A 26091-nucleotide genomic window follows, 5' to 3' on the forward strand; every position below is an offset into this window, starting at 1 on the left:
GCGCTGGTGCGGGCGAGTGCTCGGGCCGAATCGATGCCGCGACGTGATGGGGGCGCGAATCCGGCCGAAGGTCTACTGGACGATCGAGGCCGGGCGTAGCATCGTTCGTCGAAAGGTATTCGAGGATCGAGCAATGGGAGATCACCGTGGCGGGCAAACAGGACGACCAGGGACGCGACACCGAAGACACCGTGGAGGGCAGCACCATTCCGGACTCCAACGAGGGAGTCGGGGCCACCAGCACGGACGAGCCCAACACCTTCGAGCCCGAGGAGGACGAGGGGCCGGACGACGCGGACCGGTAGGCGCCGGCTACGCGCGTTGCCGCCCGGACGAGGGCGCCGTGCGGCCACGGGTGCAGGGCCACGTGATCAACGCCCACGCGGCGAAGACGACGATCAGTTCGACCACCAGGTACCGGGGCCAGGGGCCCATCAGATCCAGCGCCGAGGGGTTGTCCGGCTTGGCGTTCAGGAAGCCGTAGTTGGTGCCCGCCGCGACGTTGAGGCAGAAGACGGCGACCGCCCAGCCGAGCGTGCAGACGATCGCGGTGCGGAGGGAGGCCCAGTCCGGCCGGAGGCCCAACCCCCAGGTCAGGTAGACGGCCGCCCACAGGACGAGGGCGTGCTGCAGCCAAAAGTCGATGAAGTCGAACGCGGGAAAGCCCGGGCGCACGGCCGGGGTGATCATGGCCTGCGTGTTGAGGGTCAGTCCCCAATAGAAGGTCAGCGCGAAGGCCCAGCGGGAGCGCGCCCACAGCGCGTAGGCCGCCGTCATTCAGGTCAGGTCCGAAATCTGCAGCGGCAGCGACGAGCCGACGTTCCACCGTCCCGGCAGCAGGTCGATGACCAGCATGGTGCCCGCGTACACCAGTAGCACGACGGCGAACCCGCGGGTGAGCGTGTCCCCCGCCTCGGTGCCCCGCAGAGCGCGGCCGAGCCGCACCAGGACCACCGCGCCCGCGGCAACCAGCAGCAGGATCATCCAGTGGGAGAAACCGAAGGGGATGAAGGTCCGCTCGGTGCTCGGCGCGGTCATTCGTCCGTCCTGTAGTCGTCCGGCGCCGGCTCCCGGGGCAGCGGTCCGGCGGCCTGGCCCCGTGGCCGGCACGCGCCTAGACGGCCGTGACTTCCATAACGGACAGGACGTTGCCCGCGGGGTCCCGGAACCAGGCCATGTTGTGCCCCTCGTAGTGGGCGACACCCTTCGCGTCCGTGTTGAGCTCCGGGACGTCGCCGTAGATCGCCGTCGCGACACCCTGCTCGTTCAGCGAGTCGACCGCCGCCTCGACGTCGTCAACCATGAGGTTCAGGATCGTGAAGTCGGCCGGCCTGTGGTCCTCCTTGGGGTAGATCAGGGCGGAGAAGCCACCGGGCACCCGGACGTCGAGCGTGCCCATCGGCCCGTCGTGGACGGCGAAGCCGAGGACCCCGCCGTAGAACTCCTTCGCGGCGGAGGTGTCGTTCACGCTGAAGCTGGGTACCGTCTTCCTTATGGCAAGCATGTTGGTTCTCCTCGACTCGGTCCGGAGCGGTCGCCACCACGATGGCACCGTCACGGAGCGATGACCAGAGGAGTGCCGGCGGCGCACATGCCGGATACTTGTCCTTGACGAACACATCAGCACCGCCACCGCGGCACCGAACAACGTAGGAAGGCACCATGTCCAAGAAGCTGTCCATTTTCGGTCGAATCGCCCAGCTCGGCAAGGCCAACGTTAACTCCGCCATCGACGCCGCTGAGGATCCGCAGAAGATGCTGGACCAGATGGTCCGGGACTTCACCAACAACATCGCCGAAGCCGAACAGTCCGTCGCCCAGACCATCGGCAACCTGCGCATGATCGAGGCCGACCAGAAGGCCGACCTGCAGGACGCCGCCGACTGGGGCCGCAAGGCGCTCGCCGCGTCCGGCAAGGCCGACCAGTTCCGCGCCGCGGGCGACGCCGCCAACGCCGCGAAGTTCGACAACCTGGCCAAGGTCGCCATCCAGAACCAGATCCGCGAGGAGGGCGAGGCGAAGGCGCTGGAGGCCACCATCGCCTCCCAGACCCAGATTGTGGAGAAGCTCAAGACCGGCCTGGAGGGCATGAAGCGCAAGCGGACCGAGCTCGTCGCCCAGCGCGACCAGCTGGTGGCCCGCTCCCGCAACGCGGACGCGCAGAACAAGATGATGGACGCCGTGAAGTCGATCGACATCATGGACCCGTCCAGCGAGGTCGGCCGCTTCGAGGAGAAGATCCGCCGCGAGGAGGCCCGCGCGCTGGGCGCCGCCGAACTGGCGTCGTCGTCCCTCGACTCGCAGTTCGAGGCGCTCGAAGACCTCGGCGAGGTCTCCGAGGTCGAGGCGCGGCTCGCCGCGCTCAAGTCGCAGAGCAACCCCGCGATCGAGGGCTAGCAGCCCGTTGTGCTGGAGGCCCCGCCCGGCGACCCGGACGGGGCCTCCTTGCCTGGGTTCGAGACCTAGTGGGTCCCCAAGTTGCTAGGCCCACACGGGACTGTCGGATCCGTATGTCCCCGGCGGCCCGGGGTACGTCAGCGGCGCCCCGTCCAGGTCGAACGGAGGCCGGGCGTAGACGAGCTCGCCGTAGTCGCTGGCCGTTCGCTCCAGTGCCGGCTCGCCCGGAACTTCCGCGGGGACGTCCGGCGGCGGCGCCTCGAACAGGCGGTCCGCCGCGCGGACCAGCGACAGTCGGGCCGCCCCGGTGACGCCTTCCCGCGCACGCGCCGCGACGAGGGCGACGGCCGCGGCCGCCATGCCGTATCCGGTTGCGTAGTCGAGGGCCTGAACGGGCAGCGCGCCCGGTGTCCCGTCGTCGCGCCGGTACCTGTCCGCGACGCCCGCCGCCGCCTGGACGATGCTGTCGAACCCCCGCCTGCCCGCCCACGGCCCCTCCTGGCCCCACGCGTCCAGCGCCACGACCACCAGGTCGGGGTAGCGTTCCCGCAGCTGCAGGGGCGCCAATCCGAAGCGGTCCAGGCTGGCGTTGCGGTAGCCGAGGAGGACCACGTCCGCCCCGCCGAGCAGGGCGTGGGCCTTCGCGGCGTGGTCGGGATCGGCGAGGTCGAGGAGCGCCGACCTCTTGCCGAACCCGGTGTCCACGTGCTGGTCCAACAGCTCCGGCATGCCGGGCGGGTCGACGCGGACGACGTCGGCGCCCCACGCCGCGAGCGACCTCGACGCGGTGGGCCCGGCGATGACCCGGGTGAAGTCGAGGACCCGGAGTCCCGCCAGCGGCCTCCCGGCCCCCGGGTCCGGCGACCAGCGCCGGCCGTCGCCGTCGCGCCCGCGAACGGCCGACAGGTCGAATCCCACCCAGTCTGCCGCGCCGGTCGGAGCGGCCATCGGCGACCCTGCCCAGTCCTCCCGCGTCCTGACGGCGGCGGCGATCCCGCCCGCGGCGCAGATGCGTTCCTCCGCTTCCAGGGACGCCAGTCCCGCCAACTCCGCGGCCACACCCTCTACGGTGTCGGCTCCCAGGGCTTGTCCGAGCCGGCGCGCGTGGTGCGGGTAGTTGGCGTGTGTCCGCAGCCAGCCGTCCGCCGTCGGAAAAAACCGGGACAGCGCCGCGAAGCCTTCGAGCTTCTTGCCGTCGATCCTCAAGTGCCACACGGAGTTGAACGCGTCGTTGACCCTGGAAGATGTGGTGGCGACCGTCCGCCGGGCGCCGGTGAGCTGCTCCACGGCGGCCCCGGCGACGGCCACCGACGCCAACGCGAGGCCCTCGACGTCCAGGGGCCCGCCCCACCAGCGCCGCGGGCCGTCCCACCTCAGCCGCGTCCCCGGCGCCAGGAGGCCGTGGCCCACAAAACCGGCAGCGAGGTCGGGGAGGCGTTCCTCGTCGGGGGGACTCTGCGGATCCGGGAAGGTGTCGGCCATGGGTGCCAGCCTGCCAGAACGGGCGCGCGGCCGACAGGGTCGCCGCCGGAAGAGCGAACAGGAGCCGGGCCGCGATCGAACGCGTCCCGGCTCCCTGCGCCCCGCGCCCCAACCGCGGAGGTTCCGCTACCGAACGTTCTGCTCGGCGAGGATGGCATCGATCTGGCCCATGGCGTCCCGCATGCCCTCCTCCATGCCCATCTTGGTCATCTCCTCCAGTTGTTCGAGGCTCTCGAAGCTGGAGACGAGCGTCATTCGGGTGCCGCCGCCGGTGCCCTCCAAGGTCACCACGCAGTGGCTCACGCCGAGGAAGCCGCTGGGCTCGCCGTCGTCGCCGGCGAATCCGTCGTCGAACTCCAGTCGGGTGGGCGCCTGGACGTCGGTGATCTTCCACCAGCCGCGCGGCGTGCTGCCGTCCGGCCCCGTTATGAAGTAGCGGACGTCCCCGCCGGGAACAAACTCGTAGCGTTCGAACGTGGCGGGGTAGGTGGGCGGACCCCACCAGCGCTCGAGCTGCCGCGGGTCCTCCCAGACCTGCCACACCCTCTCCTCGCTGGCGTCGAACTCTGCGACGAACTCGAGGGTCAGCTTCTCCGTGTCCTTGCGTGCGCTAACAACCGTCATGCTCCCTGTCCCTTCACTTGTTCGGAGAGGATGTCTCCGATCCTGTCGGCGCGTCCGCGCCAGATTTCCTCATAGGCCCCGAGCAGGTGCGCGGCCCGGCGCAGCGACTCCGGATTGCCGTGCACAATCTGCTCCCTCCCCCGCCGCTCCTTGGTGACGAGCGCCGCGCGCTCGAGCACCGCAACGTGCTTCTGCACCGCGGCGAAGCTCATCTCGTAGTGCCGCGCCAACGCCGACACCGACTGCTCCCGCAACATCGCCTGCCGGATGATGTCGCGCCGGGTCGCATCCGCCAGTGCCTGGAAGATGCGGTCGATCTCCGTCTCGCTCAGTTCAAGTACAACCATTTGGTTGTAGGTTAGGCCGGGACCTGGGCGGGCGCAAGGGTTCCGGGGATCTTTTTCCGGCGGACGACGGCGGGCGCGGCCGGGATCCCCGGCGCGTCCGGCCGACGGTCGGCGGGCTCCCGGACGTCGTACCCGGCTCCTGCGACTCTGGACACCAAAATCCCGCCGCCCATACTGTGGGCACATGGACAAGCTCACCTCCACGGAGATCCTCGATGCCGCCCTCGACGACTGGCGGCGCCTCGCGCAAGCACTCCACGCGCGCTTCAAGACCAAGAATTTCGCGGCCGGCCTGCGGTTCGTCAACGCCGTGGGCGAGGCCGCCGAGGCGGCCAACCACCATCCGGACCTGACGCTCACCTACCCGCTGGTGGACATCAAGCTGCTCAGCCACGCCGCCTCCGGCATCACCCGGCGCGACGTGGACCTTGCACGGAAGATCAGCGAGATCGCGCGCGAGCAGGGCATCGCCGCGGACCCGCACGCCCTGGCCGAGATCGAACTGGCGCTCGACACCGCGGACGTGGCCGCCGTCGGACCCTTCTGGGCGGCCCTGCTGACCGGCAGCGCCGAATCGGTCGACGGCGACGACGTCGTCGACCCGAACGGCCGTGTGCCGCTCCTGTGGTTTCAGCACACCGACGAGCACGAGGCGCCGCGCCAGCGCTTTCACATTGACCTGTGGGTGCCGCACGACGTCGCGGAGCACCGCATCGCGGCGGCGGTCGCCGCGGGCGGGCGAGTGGTGGACCTGTCCGAGGAGCCGTCGTTCACGGTCCTCGCCGACCCGGAAGGAAACCGCGCCTGCGTCTGCACCTTCCTGGAGCGCTAGGCCCGCCCCTCCCTTCCCGCCTGCTCCGTTCCCCTCCCCTCCCCTCCCGCTCCCCCACCCCCAACCCACCTCCGGAAGTGGACATTTCCTCGGCTAACGAGGCGTGGAAATGTCCACTTCCGGGGGTAGTGGCGGGGTTGGCGGTTGGGGCGTGAGGATGGGGCGGGGTCTACGGCGTGGGGATGCTCTAGGGCTTCCTGGCCGGGCGGGCAGCCTTCGCCGCCGCGCGGCCGCTGGACGGCCCGACGCCCACCGAATCGGCGGACAGCTTCTGCGCCAGCCACATCGGCAGGATCGACACCAGGATCAGCACCACAGCCACGACGTTGACGACCGGCGCCTGGTTGGGTCGGAACAGGTTCTGCAGGATCCAGATCGGCAGGGTGGCCTCCCCCGCGCCGATCGTGAACGTGGTGACGATGATTTCGTCGAAACTCAGCGCGAACGCCAGTAGCCCGCCGGCCAGCAGCGCCGAGCGAAGCTGCGGGAAGGTCACCAGGCGGAACGTCGTGAACACCCCGGCGCCGAGGTCCGCGGACGCCTCCTCCAGCCCCGGACCCATTCGCCGCAGCCGCGCGATCGCGTTGTTGAACACCGTGACCATACAGAACGTCGCGTGGGCGATGATCACGGTCCAAATGCTCAGCGACACCCCAAGGACCGTGGTGAACATGTTGTTCAGCGCGATGCCGGTGACGATGCCGGGCAGCGCGATCGGAAGAACCACCAACAGGCTGATCACGTCCCGCCCGAAGAACCGGTAGCGCTGCAGGGCCATCGCCAGCAGGGTCCCGAGCACCAGCGAGACCACCGTGGAGACCGCGGCGACCCACAGCGACGTCGCCAGGGCCTCCCGCACGCCGGTGGAGTCGAACGCCCGCGCCCACCACTCGAGCGTGAGCCCCCGCGGCGGCCAGCCGAACGTGCGGTCAGCGTTGAAGGAGTTCACCACCACCAGGAGCAGCGGGGCGTAGATAAAGAACAGCACCAGCCCGGTGATCACCCCGAGGACGGCCTTGGCTCCGCGCGAAAGTCTCACCACTGGCTCCTAGAGGTTGTTCAGGGCGCCGGTGCGGCGGACCACAAAGAGGTAGATCGTGATGATCACGATCGGGATCAGGGACACGGCGGCCGCGAACGGCAGGTTGTTGGCCGCGCCGACGTTGGCGTAGACCACCGTCCCGAGCATTTGCGTGGCGCCGCCGACGATCTGCGCCGTGATGTAGTCGCCGAGGGACAGCGAGAACGTGAAGATGGTGCCGGCGATGATGGACGGGACCAGGATCGGCAGCATCACCAGCCGCATGGTCGTCCACGGCTTGGCGCCCAGGTCGCTGGACGCCTCCAGAAGGGAGTCCGGCACGCGGTCGAAGCCCGCGTGGATCGGCAGGATCATGTACGGCAGCCAGATGTAGGCCAGCGTGATGATGACCGCTGTCTCCGAGTAGCCGGGGCTCTGCAGGCCCACCGGCGCCCCCAGCCATTCGAGCGGCCCGCCCTCCGCCAAGACGTTCCGCCACGCGTACGCCTTCACCAGGTAGCTGGCCCACAGCGGCATCAGCACCGCGACCACCAGCAGCTTCTGCCACCTGGCCGTCGCCACCTTGGCGATGAAAAACGCCATCGGCACGGCGATGACCATGTCGATCAGCGTGACAGCGACCGCGATCCACAGCGTGCGCAGCGTGATGGTCTGGTACACCGGGTCCGTCGCGACGGCCAGGATGTTCTCGGCCGTCCACTCGGTGGACACCTTCCCCGTGAAGGTGTCCACCGTCCAGAACGCCGTCACCAGGAGGGCGGCAAGCGCGGCGATGTAGACCAGCACCAACCACCCGGCCGGCGCGGTCAGCAGTCCGGCGAGCCGCAGCAGGGGCGCGCGGTGCAGCAGCCCGGAGACCCTGCGGTGTTCGAGCGGCGGGACGGGCCGACGCGCCGGCGTCACCCCTTGATCTCGGTCCACGCCTTGGTCCAGGCCGAGTAGTCGGTGCACTTCACGTCGGTCCGGCCGTCCACGCACTGCTCCACCGGCGTCGTCCAGTACCAGATCTGCTCCGCGTAGGCCTCGTCGCCCGAGTGGAACGTCTCGCAGTGGCCCTTGTCCGCGGTCAGGTCGCAGGCCTTCGGATTGGCCGGGGATTCGCCGAAGTACTCGGCGACCGCCGCGTTGGCCTCCGGGCTCGCGATGTAGTCCAGCCACAGGTACGCGCAGTTCTTGTTCGGCGACTCGGAGCCCACCATCCAGGTGTCGGACCACCCCGTGGCGCCCTCCTCCGGCAGCAGGGTCTCCACCTTGGTGCCGTCCGCCTGGGCGATGTTCGCCCCGACCTGCCACGTGGTGCCCACCAGCGTCCCGCCGGAGGCGAAGGACTGGACCTCCTTGACGACGTCGGACCAGTACTCCCCCACGTGCTCGCGCTGCTTCTTCAGCAGGTCGACGGCGGCGTCCAGTTGCGTCTCGTCCAGCGCGTACGGGTTGGTGATGCCCAGGTCCGGCTGGTGCTTCATCAGATACAGGGCCGCGTCCGCGATGTAGATCGGCGAATCGTAGGCGGTGACCTTCCCCGAATACTTCGCGGCGTCGTCGAACACCGCGGACCACGACGTCGGCGCCGGGTCCACCTTGTCCGTCCGGTACATCAGGAGGTTGGCGCCCCAGCCGTGCGGCATTCCGTAGTTCTTGCCGTCGACGGTGTTCCAGGCCCGGTCCTTCAGGAACGGGTAGACGTCGGCGTAGTTCTCCAGCAGCGAGGTGTTCACGGGCTCGACGTCCCCGCCGGCGATGAGCCGCAGCGACGCGTCGCCGGACGCGGAGACGACGTCGTACTGGCCGGTGCGCATCAGGGTGACGGCCTCGTCGGACGTGCCGAAGGGCTTGAAGTCGACGCGGCAGCCGGTCTGCTCCTCGAACGGCGTGACCCAGTCGACGGCGGGATCGTTGCTGCCGTCCTCGACGTAGCCGGGCCACGCGAGGATGGAGAGCTTGCCCTCGCCCGCGCCGATCTCCGTCTTCTCCGTGGCGCCGGGCGCGTCCCCGCCGCCTGGCGTGGTGCCGCACGCCGCGAGCGCGAGCCCCGCCACGGCCAGCACGCCCAGCGCGCGCGATGTGCGGTGCGTTGCCTTCATGATTGCCTTCTTTCGTTGGATGGTGCCGGCGTTGCGTCCGGGAGCCAGACGGCGTCGTCGTCCGCCCAGCCGACGGCGACGCGGCGGCCCTGCAGCTCGTCCTCGCTTCCGGGCGGACTCTCGGAGGCGAGGACGACGACGTCGATGCCCGCCTCGAGCGCGACGTGGACCTGGGTGGCGTGGCCGACATAGACGATCGAGGAGACGGTCCCGGGCATCGATGTGCGTCCGGCCTCGGGTCCTTCCCCGCCCTCGACGGAGGCGCCGGCGTCCCACAGGACGCGCATCTTCTCTGGCCGGATCGCGAAGGACTCGTCGCGGCCGTAGATGGCGTTGCCGGCCGGGGCGCCGAAGACGTTGGAGGTGCCGACGAAGTTGGCCACGAAGCTGCCGGTGGGGCGCTCGTAGATCTCGTGGGCCGTGCCGATCTGCTCGACGCGGCCGTTGTTGAAGACCCCGATCCGGTCGCTCATGGTCAGGGCCTCCTCCTGGTCGTGGGTGACGAAGATGAAGGTGATGCCGAGCGAGCGCTGGAGGTCCTTGAGTTCGATCTGCATCCGCTGGCGCAGCTTCAGGTCCAGCGCGCCGAGCGGCTCGTCCAGCAGCAGGACCTTGGGTTCCACCACGAGCGCCCGCGCCAGGGCGACCCGCTGGCGCTGCCCGCCGGAGAGCTCCGAGGGTCTGCGGCCGAGGAACCTGGCCATCTGGACGCGGCCCAGGGCTCTGGCGGCCCGCTCGCGGCGCTCGGCCTTTCCCATGCCGCGCACGCGGAGTCCGTACGCCACGTTCTCCAGCAGAGACATGTGCGGGAAGAGCGCGTAGTCCTGGAACACGGTGTTGACATCGCGCTCGAAGGGGGCGGTGCCGGAGACGTCCTTGCCCTCGAGCTCGATCGTTCCGCCGGTAGGCAGTTCGAAGCCGGCGATCAGGCGCAGCACCGTGGTCTTGCCCGAGCCGGAGGGGCCGAGCATGGAGAAGAACTCTCCCTTGCGGATGTCCAGGTCGAGGCCGTCGACGGCGACCGTCTCCCCGAACGCCTTGGTCAGGCCGCGCAACCGGATCGCGGGAACCTCCGACGTCCCGCGTTCGCTGCCCGTCACGGCCGGTGCCGTCATGCGTTCCTCCCCGTGCCGCGGACGTGGCCGGCCCCTTGGGGGCGCCCGCCGCGCCGTCCGGGCGCGGCGCCTCCGGACGGCGTGGCTAAACGGTATTCCCCGCGGCGGCGCCTGCCTAGCCGGTGGAGGGAGCGGTGGTGCTGGACTTGCGAGAGTGTTCGGAAGTGGACTAATCCCTCGCTATTACTCCCCCTTGGCGCCCCCGCTTTCCCCCCGCTCCCCCCGCTCCTCCTCGCTTTCCTCCCACGCGGCACCCCGCGAAGTGGACGGTACCTCGATTAACGAACCGTGGTTTCGTCCACTTCGGGTGGAAAGACTTGCGCGTTGACCGGCGGCGACGGCGATGGCACGCTCGGGTCATGCCCACGTCATCCGCCGACCAACGCGACCGCGACGTCGTCGTGGTTCCCGCCAGCGACGCGCCCTGGGAAGACCTGCAGGCCGTCTTCGGCGAGCGCGGCCAGGCGCGGGACTGCCAGTGCCAGTGGTTCAAGCTCGGCGGCCGCGAATGGGACGCCTCGACGCAGGGCGAACGCGCCGCGCGCCTGCGCAAGCAGGCCAATTGCGGGACACCGGGCGCGCCGACGAGCGGGCTCCTCGCGTACCTCGACGGCGAGCCGGCGGGCTGGTGCGCCGTCGAGCCGCGCACCGCCTACCCGCGCATGAAAGGCATGCGCATCCCGTGGAAAGGGCGCGACGAGGACAAGGAGGACGACGGCGTCTGGACCGTCTCCTGTTTCGCCACCCGCGCGGGCTACCGCCGCCGAGGTGTCAGCCGGGCGCTGGCACGGGCGGCCGTCGGGTTCGCCCGCGAAGGTGGGGCGCGGGCCGTGGAGGGTTACGCCCTGGAGATCGCCCCGGGGAAGGAAGCGGTCTGGGGCGAGCTGTACGTGGGCGGCCGGGGCGTCTTCGAGGCGGCGGGCATGCGAGAGGTCGGCCGGCCGAGCCCGCGGCGCGTGGTGATGCGGATCGACTTCTGAGGTTCGCCGCCGAGGCCCACCACGTTCACCCCAGCGTCGCGATCGAGCCTCCGGTCCCCAGTCCTTCCTCGCCGGGCGCTAGCCCTTACCGCCCGACACGTTGATCGCCCAGACCACGCCGAACTTGTCGACCAACTCCCCGTAGGAGTCGCCCCATGCCTGCTCCCCGAAGGCATGGCGCACTGCGCCGCCTTCCGTCAGGGCATCGAACCATGCCCTGCCGGTTTCCGGATCGTCGCCATAGATGCCCACGGTCGTGTTTCCCTCGCCGTGGGGCGCCTTGCCCTCCGGGTGGTCGGCGGCCATCAGGACGAAACCCTCGGTCGCCAGCTGTCCGTGCATCACCTGGTCGGCCATCTCGGGATCCGGGTGCTGGTAGTCGCCGTGAGTCATGATGGCCAGCTTGCCTCCGAAGACCTTCCGGTAGAACTCCAGGGCCCCGCGAGCCTGCCCGTTGAACGCGAGATACGGGCTCATCTTCAGCATGCTTTGCTCCTTGGGTCGAGCGCGGCGCCGTTCGTGGAGCCGCGCAGCTTGGGATCGCCCTATTGGGCGGCCTTCTCCGCCTCGGCGTCGTAGTTGGGGTTCGACTTGCCGTATCCGGGGTCGGTGGCGGCCCGGGTCATGATGTGGTCCTCCGGATGCGCATAGCAGTCCGTTCCGGCACGAAGCTCCAGCCGGGCGCCCGACTTGCCGTCCAGCGCCTGGATCCGCAGGGTGCGGTCTTCCTGCGCGAAGCCCGCGCCGTGGGCGGCGCCTCCCGTCGGCTTGTCCGATACCTTGTCCCAGCCCTGCGCTTCCATAAACGCCGCGGCGCGGTCGACGGACGCCTTCGCCGCCGCGAGATCCGTTGCCCGCCCCTCGGTGTGGACGGTCCAGCTGGTCTCGGTCTGGTGGGCTTCGATCTCGGGCCGCAGGCAGCTCAGCTCGGCGTCGACAAGGTAGGTCGACGGCGCGGGCCCGCTCGATCCAAGCTCCGTGAGTAGACTCGGGACGACCTCGTGGAGAACCTCGGCGCTCCTGACAAGCGCTTCCCCGTTGGAACCGGTGTTGCTGTTGCCGCCGTTGTCCATTCCGCATCCTCCCAAGCTCGTTGCCGCCATGCATGCTGCCGCTCCCGCAAGGACCAGGCGTCGTCGTGTCGTTTTCATGCGTTCCTATTCCAGGGTGGAGATGTCGACCTGCTCAAGGTTTCCATACGCGTAGTCCTCCGGCTTCAGCTCGATCGGGCTCCATGTGCTGTAGCCGGCGCCGTTCCACGCCATCTCGTCCGGAACGTGGAGCGAAACGGACGTGCCGTCGATGACACCGCGCAGGTTGTGCATAGCCGTCGACCCCGAATCGAAGTAGTCCGTATGTCCGGACAGCAGCGAGTCTGGCTTGTCCTCGTCCTTGAAGCCGGCCTCAAGGCGAATGGCGTCCATTTGCCCGGGGCTGCCGCCGTGCACCGTCTCCCCGAGGAGTTGCGCCCAGCTGATGGGGTCGTCGCGCGTCTGGATCCAGTACCGGTTGGCGTCCTCGTTCTGGGTGTCCCCGACCGAATGGACATCCGGACCCGGTCCCGCCGGGGCGAGGTAGACGATGTTCGTGGAGTCGAGACCCTCCTTTTCGCCCTCGCCCAGCAGCGACGCCCCGGCGCTGTAGCCGGCGTAGGTCGTGCGGGCGTCGGTCGGCGCTTCGAGGTCGACGGCCATGTCGAAGAGGGCCAGCTCGGGCCCGCCGCCCACGGAGTATTCGTCGGTGACGTTGTCCGGAATCTCGTTCGGCAGATCGGCGTTCTGCCAGTAGAAGGACACCTTGTCCTCGGTGTCGCCCTGCATGCCCGTCAGCCGCCCGTCATAGGAGCCGAACTGGGACAGATCGGCTCCGGTGCCGGGGACCAGTGTGAAGACGCTGTCCGTTTCGGGCGTGAACTGCCCGTTCATCGAGACGATGCGGCCATCGCCCTCGCTGCTGACAAACACCAGGTCCGAACCGTTTTCCATCGCGTATTCAAGCCCCTGCAGCTGCCGCTCGTAGTTCGCCAGCGGCTTCTCGACGTCGTCCTCCCACGCCTCGAGTTCCCGCAGGTACACCTCGGATCCGCCGAAGGCGTAGTACCACTCCCAGCCCGGTTCCTCCCTGCCGCTCAGTGCGTCGGCCTGGTCTCGGACGTTCTGGTGCTCGCCGACGACGTTGACCTTGTTGGCCGTGACGCGGTCCGCCATGGGAATCCCGTTGAGTGCCCCGAACACCCCCGGGTAGAGCAGCAACATCCGCGACCGGGCATCCTCGCCCAGTCCCAGCCACGCCTCTCGGATGGTCCGCATCTCGGCGCTTGTCTGCGGGTCGGCGCCGCCCATGGCGGCGATCATGATCTGCTCGGGACTGCCCGACGCAAACGGTCCCATCGGCCGATTGTTCGCGAGAGTCTGCGCGGCCACGGGGTTGGCCTGGGCCCAGAGCAGCAGTTCGGCATCGTTCAGGCCCGCGACCGTTTGGAGGATCAACGACGGGCTGAGGCCTCCGAACGTCCCGTCCAGCGCCGTGGTCAACGTCGCCCAGCCACCAGCGGGCAGCTGCGACCCGGCATCGCCGGCCGGTTCGGGCAGGTCGTCGCCGGTGCCGCCGGAAATGCCGCCGAGGGCGGCGACGGCGTCCGCCCGCGCAGTGCCCCACGCAGTGATCGCGGTTTGGATTCGGCCGTCCAAGTCGCCGTTTAGCAGGACGGCCTGCCGGTCCTCGTCGTCCAGCGTGCTTCCGTCGAAAAGCCGGGGATGGTTTGAGCGGAACGTGGCGGCCTCGTCGGACAGCGCCAGCAGGGTGTCGGCCTTGGCCCTGCCCGCCCCGATGAAGTCCTCCACCGCGGTCGCGGCCCGCGCCAGCGATGTCGCCCACTCGCTGGTCGGCGCGGCGAGCTCGTCGAGGGCGGTCGCGACGCGAGTCTCCGTGTCGGGGTGCCCGTAGTGGGCGGTGAGTCCCGACCAGGCCGTCTTGGCGTCGTCCAGGTAGCCGGCGCTGGCCGCCGACTTGTTGCGCAGGTCGGCGGCGGCGAGCAGGAGGTCGTCCCACGGGACATCGGGAACGGGAACCTGTCGCAGGTACACCATCTAGCGTGCCCTCTGCGAACCAAAGCCCGGGAAGAGCGGCGCGTCCGGCGTGGTGCCATCCGGCCCCGAAGCCTCGCCAGGGTTGGCGCCCCCACCCTGCGCCGGCGCGCCGACCATACTCAGCGCCGCCGTGGCGTCCTGTTCCATAGTGCTGTCACCGGCCCGAAACGCCTCGGTGGCACCTGCTACGCCGTTGGCCTTCAGGAACAGGAGCCGGGAGACGCGGGGTGCGACGTCGGAGCGGGCCGACCAAACGGCGTCGAAGCCGGATCCGACGTCTCCCGCGTCGCCGAACAGTCCGGAGAGGCTCTCGGCCGCCGCTGCCGTGGCGTCCGAACCCGATTGGAGCGCAGCGCCGTCGCCGGCCACGTCGACGAGCACCTGGTGTATGCCGGGAAGATTCATGGTGTACCGCACGGTGGACTCCTTGCTCTCTGGCACCAGCCTTGCACACGGACTTGACCTGAGGCGATGGGGAGAACTGCCCATGCCGGAGCGGCCCTCCCCCGCCCACCCCGATAGCTTCCACTCTCCCCACCCAAACAGCCACGCGAAGTGGACAATCCCGCAGGTTGTTAACCGAGGGGATGTCCACTTCGCGGTGCTGTGGCGCGGGCCAGGGCTCCTTCCCAACCCGGGTTCTGCCTACTGGGCCGCGGAGAGGGCCTCGACCTCGGCGTCGGGCTCGTGCCCGGGGTCTTTCGCGCCGCGGAGCCCGAACCAGCTCAGCAGTGCCGCCGCGAGGGCCGCCACCGCAACAACGATGAATGCCTGGGAGAACCCGCTGCCGAGCGCCTCGAGGGCAAACTGTTGGGCGGCCGATCCCGGCGCCCCCTCCGGCAGGCTGTTCAATGCGATCGGCCCACCTGCCTCGGCGATGCCCAGGGCCGGGCCCAACTGGTCCGCCGGCAAGCCGGAGCCCTGCAGTGACGGGACCAACCGGCCCGCGGCAGCGCTGAGCGCCACGGCGCCGACCAATACCGGCCCGAGTGCGAAGCCAAGGTCGCGGAGGAGGTTGGTGGTCGCGCTGGCCATGCCGGTCAGGTGCCGCGGCACGGAGTTCACGGCGATCGCCGTCATCGGGCTCAGCGTGAAGGCGAACCCCAGGCCGACCAGCAGGGAGGGAACGATGAATTTCGCGACTCCGCGGTCCGTGACGTCGAACTGCGAGGCGATGGCCGCACCGATGGCCATGGCCGTGAACCCGGCGGCCATCAGCCAACTGGCCGGGAGGCGGTGCTGGAGCCGGGAGATCACGGGGATGAGCACGAAGGCCGGGCCCTGCAGGAGCAGGAACAACAGTCCCAGGAACATGGGGTTCTGGTGCTGCACGGGGCCCAGCCACATGCTGGTGGAGAAGCAGGCGCCGAGGAACGCGAACATGCCGACGACGGCGACGATCGACGAGACCGTGAACTGCCGGTTGCGGAAGAGGTTCAGCTCGAGCAGCGGCGACTCGGCGCGGCGTTCGATTGCCACAAAGACCGCCAGCAGGACGACGCCGGCAACGAGTGCGGCGGCGACGGGGGTCGCGGTCCAGCCGGATTCGGGGCCTTGGACGAGGCCGAAGAGCACCAGGATGAGTCCCAGCGCGAACGTGGCCTGGCCCCAGGGGTCCAGCCGGCGCGCGGGCGCCGGTGCCGTCTCCTGGGCGCGCAGCAGCGTGACGAGCAGAGTGCCGACGGCGAACACTGCCACGACGGCGTAGGCGCCGCGCCACCAGCCGGCGCCCGCGAACATGCCGCCGATCAGCGGGGACAGGGCCGACCCCGCGGAGAGGAAGCCGGCCCAGATGGCGATCCCGCGCACGCGTTCCTGCATGTTCCTGGCGACGGAAGCAACCAGCGCCAGCGACGCCGGATAGATGGCGCCGGCGCCCAGGCCGTTGAGCGCCGAGCCGACCCACATGGCCTGCACCGTCGGCGAGACCATGCAGACCAGCGAACCGGCGACCACCAGCACGGCCCCGCCGAGCACCATCCTGCGGTGGCCGAACTTGTCGCCGAGAACCCCAAAGGTGAGTTCGAAGACGACGACGGGGATCATAAACGCCGCCGTGATCCACGTCAGCTGGGAGCCCACGGCATTAAACGTCTGCTGGTACTCGCCGTTGAGTGCCCCGGGCAGTGCGTTGGCGATCTGGGCAACCATCACGGCCAGTGCGGCCGCGATGAGTGTTCCCCGGCCCATGGCTGGACGCCCACGGCCCGCGGCCGCGGGCGGGTCCTGCGGCGGCGGAGAGGTCTGTGGTGTCTCGGGCGCCTGCGCCCCGTGGTCTTGGCTCATGGAAACTCCTTGGTGTGTGGTCGAACGATGACGTGGCGTTGGGAACGGCGGCCGGTGTGGAAGAGCGGGCGGACTCGGCGTGGATGTCCGAGGGGGTGACAGGCTTCGGGATCGACGATGACGCTTGTGCCGCCTGGTTCCGACCCCATATCCCGCGGCGCGTTTCGCATTCCCGGACATGCCCCAACTGGTGGTGCTCCCCATAGCGGCGTGTGACCTGGACAACAAGCTACTGTTTGGCACGACACAGTGTCAAGTGAAAGATTAAGGCGTATTTCTGACGACCTTAATGTCCCTTTGGTGGGTAGACGTGGCCAAAATCGGGCTACGCTGGTCGCATGGCCACGCTCCGGGAAGCCCAACGAAAACTCACCACCCAGCTCTTGCTCGACAAGGCGCTGGAGCTTTTCGATGCCAAGGGGTACGCCGCCACCACCATTGACGACATCGCGGCCGGGGCCGGCACCACGAGGACCACGTTCTACCTCCACTTCTCCTCGAAGGCGGAGCTCATGGCCTCGCTGATTGCGCGCGTGGACGAGATCCTCACGGGCCAGGACGACCCCACTTTGGCGGTCGTGATCGAGCGCGGGCAGCGGCAATTGGTGCGCAATTGGCTGGACAAGAAGTTCGACCAGTGGGCGGTCATTCGGCCCTATATCCTGGCCGCCTTCCAGGCCGCGCCGAGCGAGCCGGACATCGACGAACGGATCGAAAGCTGGTTCCAGGGCACGGCGGCCTGGATGCAGGAGGGCCTGGACAAGGCGGACAGGTTCGACCCCGCCAGCCGCCGCATTCGCTGTGTTTTGGCCTTCGGGCAGTTCCAGTACCTGTCGATGCGCTGGTTCCGCGCGGGCTGGCAGGCGGACCTCGCGGACCGCGAGATCGCGCTGGACACCCTCACCGACGCCTGGTGCCACCTGCTGACCAAAGAGTAGGCGCCGCGGGGCGGGGCGGCCGCCCAAACCGTCTCGACGCGGCGCCCGGCCCACCCAATCCGCACGCACCCTTGTCCAGCCCGCCGCGCCCGGCCTACCGTGTGGCTACACAAGCGGCCAAAGGACACTTTCCATGGAACACGGCACCCCGGAACTCGACGGCATCCACCACCTGAAGCTGCCGGTCAGCGACCTGCAGCGAAGTCAGGAGTGGTACAAGAGCCGGCTCGGCTACGAGCTGGAAATGGAATTCGTGGAGCAGGGGAAGCTCATGGGCGTCGCGCTGAGCCACCCCCGCGGGGGGCCACCCCTGGCGTTGCGCCTCGATCCCGAGCGGGCAGCCGCGGCGGCCGGCTTCGACTACTTCGCCATCGGCGTCCCCACCAAGGCCGATCTCGAGGCGTGGGCCCAGCGGTTGACGGAACTGGGCGAGCGCCACGCGGGCGTCCACCGCGCGTCCATGGGTTGGATCCTTCCCCACCTCGGCGATCCGGACGGGCACGAACTCCGCTTCTACACCACGGAACGGCACACCGACGCGCGCCCAGGTGGGCAAGTGCGCGTCGTGGAGGATGCCCGGGAAACCGCGGAGCGGCTGGAGGCCCAAGCCATGGAGTCGTCGGAAACCGAACGATAGGACGGCGCACCACCGGTGTCCCTGCGGGCGCGACCGCTGCGAGGCTTCCGCGCTCGGCTTCGGCGCTCGGCATCGGCATCGGCATCGGCATCGGCATCGGCATCGGCACCATCCTGAACCTCACCATCCGCGTCGCATCGCACTCCTAGACATGTGACTAATCGGTCACCTATCCTGAGCCCATGGACGCCGTCTTCAAGGCCCTCGCCGATCCAACGCGGCGGGAGCTGCTGGACCTGCTCTTCATCGAGGACGGGCAGACGTTGGGCGCCCTCGAAGCGCGCTTCGCCCTCACGCGCTTCGGAGTCATGAAGCACCTCAGGCAGCTCGAAGAGGCGGGACTCGTCGTCGTCCGCCGCCGGGGCCGCGAAAAGCTGCACTTCCTCAATCCGGTTCCCATCAGGCTCATCCACGACCGCTGGGTCAGCAAGTACGCCCTGCCGACCGTCGCGGCGCTGAGTGCCCTGAAATCACGTCTGGAAAATCCCATGGAAAAGATCTACGAAATCTACATCCGCACATCTCCGGAACGCCTCTGGGAGGCACTGACCGACCCGAAGCAGACCGCCGTCTACATGTTCGGCAACGCGTACGAGACGGACTGGGCCGCGGGCAGCAGGTACAGGACCACCAATCCCCGGGCCGACGGTCCGCTGGGCGAGGGCGAGATCCTGGAGTTCGATCCGCCGCGCCGGCTCTCGCTCACCATGACCGCCCTCTGGGACGACGACGTCGCGGCTGAGGGCCCGTCCCGCGTCACCTACGAGATCGAGCAGGTGGAGGACTCGTGCCGCCTGACCGTAACGCACGACCAGCTGCGCGACGGAGCCAATGAGCAGCTCTACGGCGGTTGGCCGATGATCCTCTCGGGGCTGAAGACGTGGCTGGAAACGGGCGATCGGCTCACCACGCCGGGTTCGCTGACGTACACCTGATTGGCGCACCCGAGCGGGTCCGCCGCGCGGTGCCGCGCGGTGCCGGCATCCGACGGCGGAGCGCGCCGCTCCATCCCCGGGACCGAACGCGTGGAGAATGGACCCAGAACCCGTTGAGACCTCGACCGAAAGGCCCCGCCATGAGCACGCTCAAGGACCAGCTCCGCGCCGACATGACCGCCCACCTCAAGTCCGGCAACAAACTGGCGCTGATGACCCTGCGCAATCTGCTGGGCGAGATCAACACAAAGGAAAAGGGCGGCAAGACGCCGGTCGAGCTGGACGACCAGCAGGTCACGTCGCTGCTTCAGAAGGAGGCCGCCCGCCGCCGCGAGACTGCGCAGACCTACACGGACGCGGGCCAGGAGGAGCGTGCCGCCCAGGAGGCCGCCGAGGCAGACTTCATCGAGACGTACTTGCCGGCGCCCCTCACCGAGGCCGACGTGGCGGGCATCGTGGACCGGGCCATCGCCACCCTCGCGGCCGGCGGCGAGGCTCCCGGGATGCGGCAGATGGGTCAGGTCATGAAGCTGGTGTCCGCCGAGGTCGCCGGCCGCTTCGACGGCAAGGCCACCAGCGACATGGTCAAGTCCCGCCTGTCCTGACCGCGGTCGCAGACGCCGCCGAGAAAACGCCACAAAGAGGAGGAACGCCGTGCCGAAGTCGATGCCGATCGGTTGGGCGCCGATCCACGCGGAGCGTGCCGCGCTCGCTGCGGACCTCGCGGGCCTGCCCGACAAGCGCTGGGGCACGACGTCGTTGTGCACCGAGTTCTCCGTCCGGGACGTCGTGGCGCACCTGACGGCGGCGGCCAGCCTCAATCCCGCCCGCTGGATGGCCGGGGTGCTCCGTTGCGGATTCGACTTCGACCGGCAAGTGGCCATGCGGCTTGCCGAGCACCTCGGCGCGACGCCCGCCGAAACGCTGGCCCGGTTCGGGGCGGTGGTGGACAGCACCACCTCGCCGCCACTCCCCCGGATCGCGATGCTCGGCGAGACGGTGGTTCACGGCGAGGACATCCGCCGGCCGCTCGGCATCGGGCGCGATTATCCGCTCGACGTCCTGACCGCCGTGGCCCGGCACTACGCGGCGTCGGACATGGTGGTGCTGGCGAAGGGCAGGATCAAGGGACTGCGGTTGACCGCGACGGACGGACCCTTCGCGACCGGTTCGGGCCCGCTCGTCCGGGGCACCACGCTGGCGCTGGTGATGGCCATGACCGGGCGCGGGGTGTTCTGCGACGAGCTCTCGGGCGACGGCGTGGGGGAGCTGCGGGCCCGCTGCTAGCGGTGCTTTTCGGGACGCCCGAACCCTGCGGGTTGGACTTCGGCGGCGGACATCTCGGGACACGACGGCGAGCGCGGCCAAACCAGTTGTTCCCGCGCCCTTGCGCTTCGGCACCACACCGCTACATTTGACCCATTGGGGAAAGGTTCACGCCTGTTCGTGGGGAGCATGCGGACCTGTTCGGGGGAACAAGGGGGGCGCCATGTCCGTGCGCGCGTTGGAATCGACCGAAATCGACGACTTTCGAGCGGATCCTGTCCGATTGGATCTTGCACAACCGGATCCTGTCCGACCGGATCCTGGGCTCCGGGATCCTGTCCGGCCCGGCCTCTCCCTGCGGGATCCCCGCCGGCCGAATCACATCGGATTGGACGCCGCGCCGGAAGGCGCCGCCCGCGTGGACCGGCCCGACCGGTTCGTACGGGACAAACGGGCCGACGCCGGATCGGCCATCGGCACCGATGCGGCGCACCTGGCCCTGAGGACGGCACAAGACCTGTGCGCCCAAAGCCTGCAGGTGGGCCTCTTCTGCCGGGGCCCGGGCCTCGCGAGCTATTGGCGCGAGCACGTGCGCGATTGGAGGCAGGCCGTACCCGTGCACACGGGGCGGTTCGGCGACTACGCGCTGCGGCTCGGCGTCCGCGGAACACGAAAGCCCGCGCGGGCTGAAGGCAGGCAGGCCGCGGACGACGGCGCACTGGACGGCGCCGACCTCGTCCGCCTGCTGCGGATCGCGGAAAAGCTCCCCGAACACCTGAGGCTCGATGCGCTGGTTCTCCACGAGGCGGCCGACTTCACCGAACTGGAGTGGGACGTGCTGCGGGCGCTCTTGCGCCGTCCTCGCGGCCACGAGGCAGCGGCGGAACGGATCCACGCCTACGCCGGCGGCGCCGCCCCGGTCGTCGCGGAGGGCACGTCGGTCTCGTTCCACGCGTGCTTCACGGACGACGCCGAGGACCTGGCCAGCGACTGTGCCTCCGCCCTGCTGCGCGAGGGATGGAGAAAGGACCAGATCGCGGTGTTGACGACCGGGAACCCCCATCCGCTGCACGAGGCGAACCTGTGGGACGCCGGCACGCCTGCCGACTATTGGACCGCGTGCCACGAGGGCGACGAGGAGTTCTACGGGCTGGTCCGCGAGTTCAAGGGACTGGAGCGCCCAGCCGTTGTGCTGTGCGTGAATGGGTTCGACGATTCGTCGAGCGCCGCCGAGCAGATGCGGATGGGGATGTCGCGCGCACGGTCCCGCCTAGTGGTGGTGGGCAACCCCGCCACCATCGAGGCCGCCGCGGGCTCCGCGGTCGTGGCCGCCCTGCGCTCCCCCGCTCACCTCGGCGCGGATCCACGCCCATTGTGTGGAGGATGACACTCCAGACAACAACGGAGACAGGTCCCGTGGATGGACCGGCGCGTGTGTGGAGCTGGGACCGACGCGCTGCCCGTAGGATTCCCTCATGGACGCCGACCCGCTGGGAGTATCACCGATGGACATGCTCGTTCCGCTGCTTTTCGGCCTGGTGCCGGCCCTGATCGTCGCTACGGCCTTCTTCTTCGTGCTGTACCTGGTGGTGCGCGCCGCGGTGGCCAACGGGATTCTCCGGGCCGACGCACGGCGCGCGCCAAGAGATGCCGAGGCGCCGCGCGCCCACTGACGCCGGGCCGGCGGCACGGGGAACAGCCGAGCGGCGGCCATGTCAACCACCCGACGATTCCCCTTGCGGCGCCCCGGCGCGACTGTTAGGCCTAGAGGTAAGGCCCATACCGATCCCCGCCGAAGGAGCCACCATGACCAGGAAGCACCCCGCCGTCGAGGAACCCGACGAGAAGGACATCGACGTCACGGACCACCCGAAGTCCTGGGCGGCCGGAGTTCCCGGCGTCTACCACTCCATGCAGCCCGCGCTGAAGCACATGGGGCCGCGGCGCACGGCCAAGACCGTGCTCGCCATGAACCAGAAGGACGGGTTCGACTGCCCGAGCTGCGCATGGCCGGACCCCCACCACCGCAAGACCTTCGAATTCTGCGAGAACGGGGCCAAGGCGGTCACGTGGGAGGCCACGCCCGTCGTCATCGACTCCTCGTTCTGGGCGGAACACCCGGTGAGCGAGCTGCGCCAGCGCTCCGAATACTGGCTGGGCATGCAGGGGCGGCTGACGGAACCGGTGTACAAGCCGGCCGGCGAGGACCACTACCGGCCCGTGTCGTGGGAGGAGGCCATCGGCGTCCTCGCCGACAAGCTCAAGGCCCTGGACTCCCCTGACCAGGCCGCGTTCTACACCAGCGGCCGGACCTCCAACGAGGCCGCCTTCCTCTGGCAGCTGTTCGTCCGCGGCTACGGGACCAACAACCTCCCGGACTGCTCCAACATGTGCCACGAGTCCTCCGGCTGGGGCATGGGGCAGACCATCGGGGTGGGCAAGGCCACCGTGACGTTCGACGACTTCGCCAACGCCGACCTCATCATCATCATGGGCCAGAACCCCGGCACCAACCATCCGCGCATGCTGACCGAGTTGGAGGCCTGCAAGGAAAACGGCGGGCACATCGTCGCGGTCAACCCCATGCCCGAGGCCGGGCTCCGCCGCTACAAGAACCCGCAGAAGGTCAAGGGCATCATCGGCCACGGGACGGACCTGGCCGACCAGTTCCTGCACATCCGCCTCGGCGGGGACATGGCACTGCTGCAGGCCGTCTCCAAGCGCGTGCTCGACGCCGAGGACCGCAACCCCGGCACCGTGCTCGACCACGCGTTCCTGGAGGAGCACTGCGAGGGTCTCGCCGAACTGCGCGAGCACCTCTCCCACCTGGACGAGCGCGACGTGCTCGCGGCCACGGGGCTCCAGTCCCGGGAGATCGACGAGCTGGCCGAGCGCTACATCGCCTCCGAGAAGACCATCATCACGTGGGCCATGGGCATCACGCAGCAGAAGAAGGGCGTCTCCACCATCAAGGAGATGATCAACCTCCTGCTGCTGCGCGGCAACATCGGCAAGCCCGGCGCGGGCGCGTCGCCAATCCGCGGCCACAGCAACGTTCAGGGCGACCGCACCATGGGCATCTGGGAACAGATGCCGCCCGCCTTCCTGGACGCTCTGGGACAGGAGTTCGCGTTCGATCCCCCGCGCCGCCACGGCGTGGACTCCGTCGAAATGTTCCGCGAGATGCGCGACGGCAAAATCAGGGTATTCACCGCGCTCGGCGGCAACCTTGTTGCCGCCATCTCCGACACCCACGTCGTCGAGGCGGCCATGGAGCGGACCGAGCTCTCGGTCCAGATCTCCACGAAGCTCAACAGGTCCCACACCGTGGTCGGCGACGCGGCGCTCATCCTCCCGACCATGGGCCGCTCGGAGATCGATGTGCAGGAATCCGGCCCCCAGTTCGTGTCCGTCGAGGACACCGTCTGCGCCGTCCACCCGTCGTGGGGCAATGTGGAGCCCGTCTCCCACAAGCTGCTGTCCGAGACCGCCATCGTCTGCCGGATCGCGAGCGCGGTCCTCGGCGACCGCATCGCCGCCGATTGGGAGGGGTTCGAGAAAAACTACGACGGCATCCGCGAGCACATCTCCCACGTGGTCAACGGCTGCGAGAACTACAACGAACGCATCCGCCAGGAGGGCGGCTTTATCCTGGCCCACGGGCCGCGCGATTCGCGCACGTTCCCCACCCCCACCGGAAAGGCGGTGCTGACGGTCAACGAGCTCGAGTACCTCGAGGCGCCGAGGGGGACGCTGATCCTGCAGACGCTGCGCTCGCACGACCAGTTCAACACCACGATCTACGGCCACAACGACCGCTACCGGGGAATCCGCAAGGGCCGCCACGTGGTGTTCGTGAATCCGGAGGACCTCGCGGAGCTCGGCCTGGCCGACGGCGGGTACGTAGATGTCCGGGGCGTGTTCGACGACGGCATCAAGCGTGTCCTGCGCCAGTACAGGGTGGTGGCGTACCCGACCGCACGGGGGTGTGCCGCGGCGTACTATCCGGAGGCGAACGCGCTGGTGCCGCTCGACGCGGTGGTGGAGGGCAGCAACACGCCCGTTTCGAAGGCCGTGATCGTCCGGCTGGAGCCCGTCGACGCGCCGGCCCCGGAGCCGACGGGCAGCCCGGCGGCGGCGTCAGCCTAGTCGCGGCCCTCGCGCCCGCCCCCGGGCGTGCGGGCGTCTCCTACTGCCCCGTCGCGGCCCAGCCGCCGCGGTCCGGGCCCGACGTCGCGCCGTCCGGGCAGAGCCTGTCCACGGTGGCGATGGCTGCGTCCAAGGCCTCCCGCGCGCTCTTGGTGCCCTCCGTCGAGGCGCCGCCGGCCGCGTAGCCCGCAAGGAACACGCCGATGTTCCCCGCGCCGGGACCCGCGGCCGCATCGGCCCGCGCGGCCAACCCCGCGACCTCGTCCGGTTCGATCTTGATGTCCAGTAGCTGCAGGGCCTGCTTCACGCGCTGCGCCCATTCGCGCAGCTGCTGGTCGTTGGCGGCGTTTGCGTCGTTGCCTGTCATCGTGGCTCCCTCGGATGCTGTGGGCTTCGCCGGGCGCGGCGTTCTTCGGCCCGGCGTCATCCAAGGGATAGCATCGACGGCCGCGAACCACAACGGCGGGGCGGCGGCGGGGCCGGCGGCGAAGCCGCGCGACGGCAACTAGGTGACGGCGTTGCGCGTCTTGAACTCGTCCGCGTCCCAGGCGCGCGTGTCCAGGATGTCGCGCAGCGCCTCCACCGCGTCCCACACGTCGGCGAACGAGGTGTACAGCGGCGTCACCCCGAAGCGCAGCACCTCCGGCTCCCGGTAGTCCCCGATCACGCCGCGGGCAATCAGGGCGCTCATCACCGCGTAGCCCTCGGGGTGCCGGAAGCTGACGTGGCTGCCACGCTCCCCGTGCCCGCGTGGGGTCACCAGCTGAAGCGGGTGGTCCGCGCAGCGGGTCTCCACCAGGTCGATGAACAGGTCCGTCAGCGCCAGCGACTTGGCGCGGACTTCCGTCATGTCCGCGTCCAGCGAGACGTCCAGCCCCGTCTCCACCATGGCCAGGCTGGCCACGGGCTGGGTGCCGCACAAGAACCGGTTGATGTTCGACGCCGGTGCGTAGGAGTCCGCCATGGCGAACGGCCGCGCGTGCGACCACCAGCCGGACAAGGGCTGCCAGAACCGCGCCTGGTGCCGCGCGTTGACCCAGATGAACGCCGGCGAACCGGGACCACCGTTGAGGTATTTGTACGTGCAGCCGACGGCGAAGTCGGCGTCGGCGGCGTTGAGGTCCACCGGCACCGCGCCCGCCGCGTGGGCGAGGTCCCAGACCACAAGGGCGCCGGCGTCGTGCGCCTTGCGGGTAACCGCCCCCATGTCCCACATGGAGCCGGTGCGGTAGTTGACGTGGGAGAGGGAAACAACGGCGACGCTCGCGTCGAGGGCCGCGTCAAGGGGCAGGGAGTCGTCGATCAGGCGGACCTCGTAGCGGGTCCCGGTCTCCTCGGCCACCGAGTTCAGGAAGTCGCTGATGCCCTCGGCGATGTAGACGTCGGTCGGGAAGTTGTCGCGCTCGGTGAGGATGACGCGCCTGGCAGGCTGGTCGACCTGCTGGATGCGCACCGCCGAGGCGAGCGCCTTAAAGAGGTTCAGGCTGGTGGTGTCCGTGACGACCGTCTCCCCGGCCCCGCCGCCGATGAGGCGGGAAAGCTTGTCTCCCAGGCGCGTCGGCAGGTCGAACCACCCGGCCGTGTTCCAGCTTCGGATCAGCCCCTTGCCCCAGTCCTCCGCAATGACCTGCGTGGCGCGGTCCAGCGCCCCGACGGGGAGGGCTCCGAGAGAGTTGCCGTCGAGGTAGACGACGCCGTCCGGCAGGACGAACCGCTCCCGGAACGCGCGCAACGGGTCCGCGAGGTCGGCGGCCTCGCAGGCGGCGCGGTCGGTGGGGATCGTGGTGTTCGTCATGGCTCTCCTGGTCTCGGGTGTTTCGTCGCTGCTTCGGCGTCCGTGCACCGTGGCGCGCACCCCTCCAGAATATGGTCACCCGCCGCCCGTCCG

Annotated in this window: 27 protein-coding genes and 1 pseudogene; 12 read left to right on the top strand and 16 right to left on the bottom strand. The window is 69.4% G+C overall.

The annotated features are described in order from the left end of the window. The first annotated feature begins 146 nt into the window (after positions 1 to 146). Positions 147 to 305, top strand: coding sequence for a hypothetical protein (locus AC3ZJJ_RS11145; protein ID WP_489891890.1), 159 nt, complete (start codon positions 147 to 149; stop codon positions 303 to 305). 7 nt (positions 306 to 312) lie between these two features. Here the strand turns inward: AC3ZJJ_RS11145 and AC3ZJJ_RS11150 are convergent. Both AC3ZJJ_RS11150 and AC3ZJJ_RS11155 read right to left on the bottom strand, forming a co-directional pair. Next, a pseudogene (locus tag AC3ZJJ_RS11150) lies at positions 313 to 1038 on the bottom strand (YwaF family protein). 76 nt (positions 1039 to 1114) lie between these two features. Then, positions 1115 to 1504 (bottom strand): VOC family protein, encoded by a 390-nt coding sequence (locus AC3ZJJ_RS11155; protein ID WP_489891891.1) that lies wholly within the window; start codon positions 1502 to 1504, stop codon positions 1115 to 1117. A 158-nt stretch (positions 1505 to 1662) separates the two neighbouring features. On the opposite strand from AC3ZJJ_RS11155, the gene AC3ZJJ_RS11160 reads away from it, so the two are divergent. Then, on the top strand, positions 1663 to 2397 hold the full coding sequence (locus AC3ZJJ_RS11160) for a PspA/IM30 family protein (protein ID WP_489891892.1): 735 nt from the start codon (positions 1663 to 1665) through the stop codon (positions 2395 to 2397). A gap of 84 nt (positions 2398 to 2481) precedes the next feature. Here AC3ZJJ_RS11160 and AC3ZJJ_RS11165 read toward each other — a convergent pair whose 3' ends face one another. The 3 genes from AC3ZJJ_RS11165 to AC3ZJJ_RS11175 form a co-directional block, all read right to left on the bottom strand. After that, complete coding sequence (locus AC3ZJJ_RS11165) at positions 2482 to 3879, bottom strand: CoA transferase (RefSeq protein ID WP_489891893.1); 1398 nt, start codon at positions 3877 to 3879, stop codon at positions 2482 to 2484. A 126-nt stretch (positions 3880 to 4005) separates the two neighbouring features. Continuing rightward, positions 4006 to 4503, bottom strand: a complete 498-nt coding sequence (locus AC3ZJJ_RS11170; RefSeq protein WP_489891894.1) for an SRPBCC family protein — start codon at positions 4501 to 4503, stop codon at positions 4006 to 4008. After that, a complete protein-coding gene (locus AC3ZJJ_RS11175; protein ID WP_489891895.1) occupies positions 4500 to 4850 on the bottom strand; it encodes an ArsR/SmtB family transcription factor in 351 nt (116 codons plus the stop codon). Before AC3ZJJ_RS11175 ends, AC3ZJJ_RS11170 begins: the two co-directional genes overlap by 4 nt. A 184-nt stretch (positions 4851 to 5034) precedes the next feature. On the opposite strand from AC3ZJJ_RS11175, the gene AC3ZJJ_RS11180 reads away from it, so the two are divergent. Beyond that, positions 5035 to 5682, top strand: coding sequence for a 4a-hydroxytetrahydrobiopterin dehydratase (locus AC3ZJJ_RS11180; RefSeq protein ID WP_489891896.1), 648 nt, complete (start codon positions 5035 to 5037; stop codon positions 5680 to 5682). Between the two features lie 187 nt (positions 5683 to 5869). On the opposite strand, the gene AC3ZJJ_RS11185 is transcribed toward AC3ZJJ_RS11180, so the two are convergent. The 4 genes from AC3ZJJ_RS11185 to AC3ZJJ_RS11200 are packed head-to-tail and all read right to left on the bottom strand — an operon-like array spanning position 5870 to position 9923. Then, positions 5870 to 6721: an ABC transporter permease gene (locus tag AC3ZJJ_RS11185; RefSeq protein WP_489891897.1), complete on the bottom strand. Its 852-nt coding sequence runs from the start codon at positions 6719 to 6721 to the stop codon at positions 5870 to 5872. Positions 6722 to 6730: 9 nt separating this feature from the next. Then, complete coding sequence (locus tag AC3ZJJ_RS11190) at positions 6731 to 7645, bottom strand: ABC transporter permease (protein WP_489891898.1); 915 nt, start codon at positions 7643 to 7645, stop codon at positions 6731 to 6733. Continuing rightward, positions 7624 to 8808, bottom strand: a complete 1185-nt coding sequence (locus AC3ZJJ_RS11195) for an ABC transporter substrate-binding protein (RefSeq protein WP_489891899.1) — start codon at positions 8806 to 8808, stop codon at positions 7624 to 7626. Before AC3ZJJ_RS11195 ends, AC3ZJJ_RS11190 begins: the two co-directional genes overlap by 22 nt. After that, positions 8805 to 9923 carry an ABC transporter ATP-binding protein gene (locus AC3ZJJ_RS11200; protein ID WP_489891900.1) on the bottom strand — a complete coding sequence of 373 codons (1119 nt, stop codon included), beginning with the start codon at positions 9921 to 9923 and terminating at the stop codon, positions 8805 to 8807. Before AC3ZJJ_RS11200 ends, AC3ZJJ_RS11195 begins: the two co-directional genes overlap by 4 nt. A gap of 359 nt (positions 9924 to 10282) precedes the next feature. Here AC3ZJJ_RS11200 and AC3ZJJ_RS11205 point away from each other — a divergent pair, with 359 nt between their 5' ends. Beyond that, positions 10283 to 10903 carry a GNAT family N-acetyltransferase gene (locus tag AC3ZJJ_RS11205; protein WP_489891901.1) on the top strand — a complete coding sequence of 207 codons (621 nt, stop codon included), beginning with the start codon at positions 10283 to 10285 and terminating at the stop codon, positions 10901 to 10903. A gap of 78 nt (positions 10904 to 10981) precedes the next feature. Here the strand turns inward: AC3ZJJ_RS11205 and AC3ZJJ_RS11210 are convergent, their stop codons facing one another. The 5 genes from AC3ZJJ_RS11210 to AC3ZJJ_RS11230 all read right to left on the bottom strand — a co-directional run bounded on the left by AC3ZJJ_RS11210 (position 10982) and on the right by AC3ZJJ_RS11230 (position 16278). Further along, positions 10982 to 11389 carry a VOC family protein gene (locus AC3ZJJ_RS11210; protein WP_489891902.1) on the bottom strand — a complete coding sequence of 136 codons (408 nt, stop codon included), beginning with the start codon at positions 11387 to 11389 and terminating at the stop codon, positions 10982 to 10984. 59 nt (positions 11390 to 11448) lie between these two features. Continuing rightward, positions 11449 to 11976, bottom strand: a complete 528-nt coding sequence (locus AC3ZJJ_RS11215) for a hypothetical protein (RefSeq protein ID WP_489891903.1) — start codon at positions 11974 to 11976, stop codon at positions 11449 to 11451. An 84-nt stretch (positions 11977 to 12060) separates the two neighbouring features. Beyond that, on the bottom strand, positions 12061 to 13992 hold the full coding sequence (locus AC3ZJJ_RS11220; RefSeq protein WP_489891904.1) for a hypothetical protein: 1932 nt from the start codon (positions 13990 to 13992) through the stop codon (positions 12061 to 12063). After that, positions 13993 to 14433: a hypothetical protein gene (locus AC3ZJJ_RS11225; RefSeq protein WP_489891905.1), complete on the bottom strand. Its 441-nt coding sequence runs from the start codon at positions 14431 to 14433 to the stop codon at positions 13993 to 13995. A gap of 204 nt (positions 14434 to 14637) precedes the next feature. Beyond that, entirely contained in the window at positions 14638 to 16278 is a 1641-nt protein-coding gene (locus AC3ZJJ_RS11230) for an MFS transporter (RefSeq protein ID WP_489891906.1), read from the bottom strand. 338 nt (positions 16279 to 16616) lie between these two features. Between AC3ZJJ_RS11230 and AC3ZJJ_RS11235 the strand changes: the two genes are divergently transcribed. The 8 genes from AC3ZJJ_RS11235 to AC3ZJJ_RS11270 all read left to right on the top strand — a co-directional run bounded on the left by AC3ZJJ_RS11235 (position 16617) and on the right by AC3ZJJ_RS11270 (position 24203). Next, positions 16617 to 17216 (top strand): TetR/AcrR family transcriptional regulator, encoded by a 600-nt coding sequence (locus AC3ZJJ_RS11235; protein ID WP_489891907.1) that lies wholly within the window; start codon positions 16617 to 16619, stop codon positions 17214 to 17216. A 133-nt stretch (positions 17217 to 17349) separates the two neighbouring features. Beyond that, positions 17350 to 17853, top strand: a complete 504-nt coding sequence (locus AC3ZJJ_RS11240; RefSeq protein WP_489891908.1) for a VOC family protein — start codon at positions 17350 to 17352, stop codon at positions 17851 to 17853. 182 nt (positions 17854 to 18035) lie between these two features. Next, the gene (locus AC3ZJJ_RS11245) at positions 18036 to 18788 is read left to right on the top strand and encodes an ArsR/SmtB family transcription factor (RefSeq protein ID WP_489891909.1); all 753 of its coding nucleotides are present in this window, start codon (positions 18036 to 18038) and stop codon (positions 18786 to 18788) included. Positions 18789 to 18928: 140 nt separating this feature from the next. Further along, a complete protein-coding gene (locus tag AC3ZJJ_RS11250) occupies positions 18929 to 19393 on the top strand; it encodes a GatB/YqeY domain-containing protein (RefSeq protein ID WP_489891910.1) in 465 nt (154 codons plus the stop codon). 49 nt (positions 19394 to 19442) lie between these two features. Then, positions 19443 to 20075 carry a maleylpyruvate isomerase family mycothiol-dependent enzyme gene (locus tag AC3ZJJ_RS11255; RefSeq protein ID WP_489891911.1) on the top strand — a complete coding sequence of 211 codons (633 nt, stop codon included), beginning with the start codon at positions 19443 to 19445 and terminating at the stop codon, positions 20073 to 20075. Positions 20076 to 20472: 397 nt separating this feature from the next. Continuing rightward, positions 20473 to 21441, top strand: a complete 969-nt coding sequence (locus AC3ZJJ_RS11260; RefSeq protein WP_489891912.1) for a hypothetical protein — start codon at positions 20473 to 20475, stop codon at positions 21439 to 21441. An 88-nt stretch (positions 21442 to 21529) separates the two neighbouring features. Then, a complete protein-coding gene (locus AC3ZJJ_RS11265; RefSeq protein ID WP_489891913.1) occupies positions 21530 to 21727 on the top strand; it encodes a hypothetical protein in 198 nt (65 codons plus the stop codon). A 133-nt stretch (positions 21728 to 21860) separates the two neighbouring features. Then, the gene (locus AC3ZJJ_RS11270) at positions 21861 to 24203 is read left to right on the top strand and encodes an FdhF/YdeP family oxidoreductase (protein WP_489891914.1); all 2343 of its coding nucleotides are present in this window, start codon (positions 21861 to 21863) and stop codon (positions 24201 to 24203) included. Between the two features lie 40 nt (positions 24204 to 24243). On the opposite strand, the gene AC3ZJJ_RS11275 is transcribed toward AC3ZJJ_RS11270, so the two are convergent. Together AC3ZJJ_RS11275 and kynU are read right to left on the bottom strand one after the other, a co-directional pair. Beyond that, a complete protein-coding gene (locus AC3ZJJ_RS11275) occupies positions 24244 to 24570 on the bottom strand; it encodes a DUF6457 domain-containing protein (RefSeq protein WP_489891915.1) in 327 nt (108 codons plus the stop codon). A gap of 138 nt (positions 24571 to 24708) precedes the next feature. Then, positions 24709 to 25998, bottom strand: a complete 1290-nt coding sequence (gene kynU, locus AC3ZJJ_RS11280; protein ID WP_489891916.1) for a kynureninase — start codon at positions 25996 to 25998, stop codon at positions 24709 to 24711. Positions 25999 to 26091 lie beyond the last annotated feature (93 nt).

It is taken from the genome of Arthrobacter sp. AOP29-A2-19, from assembly GCF_058138025.1.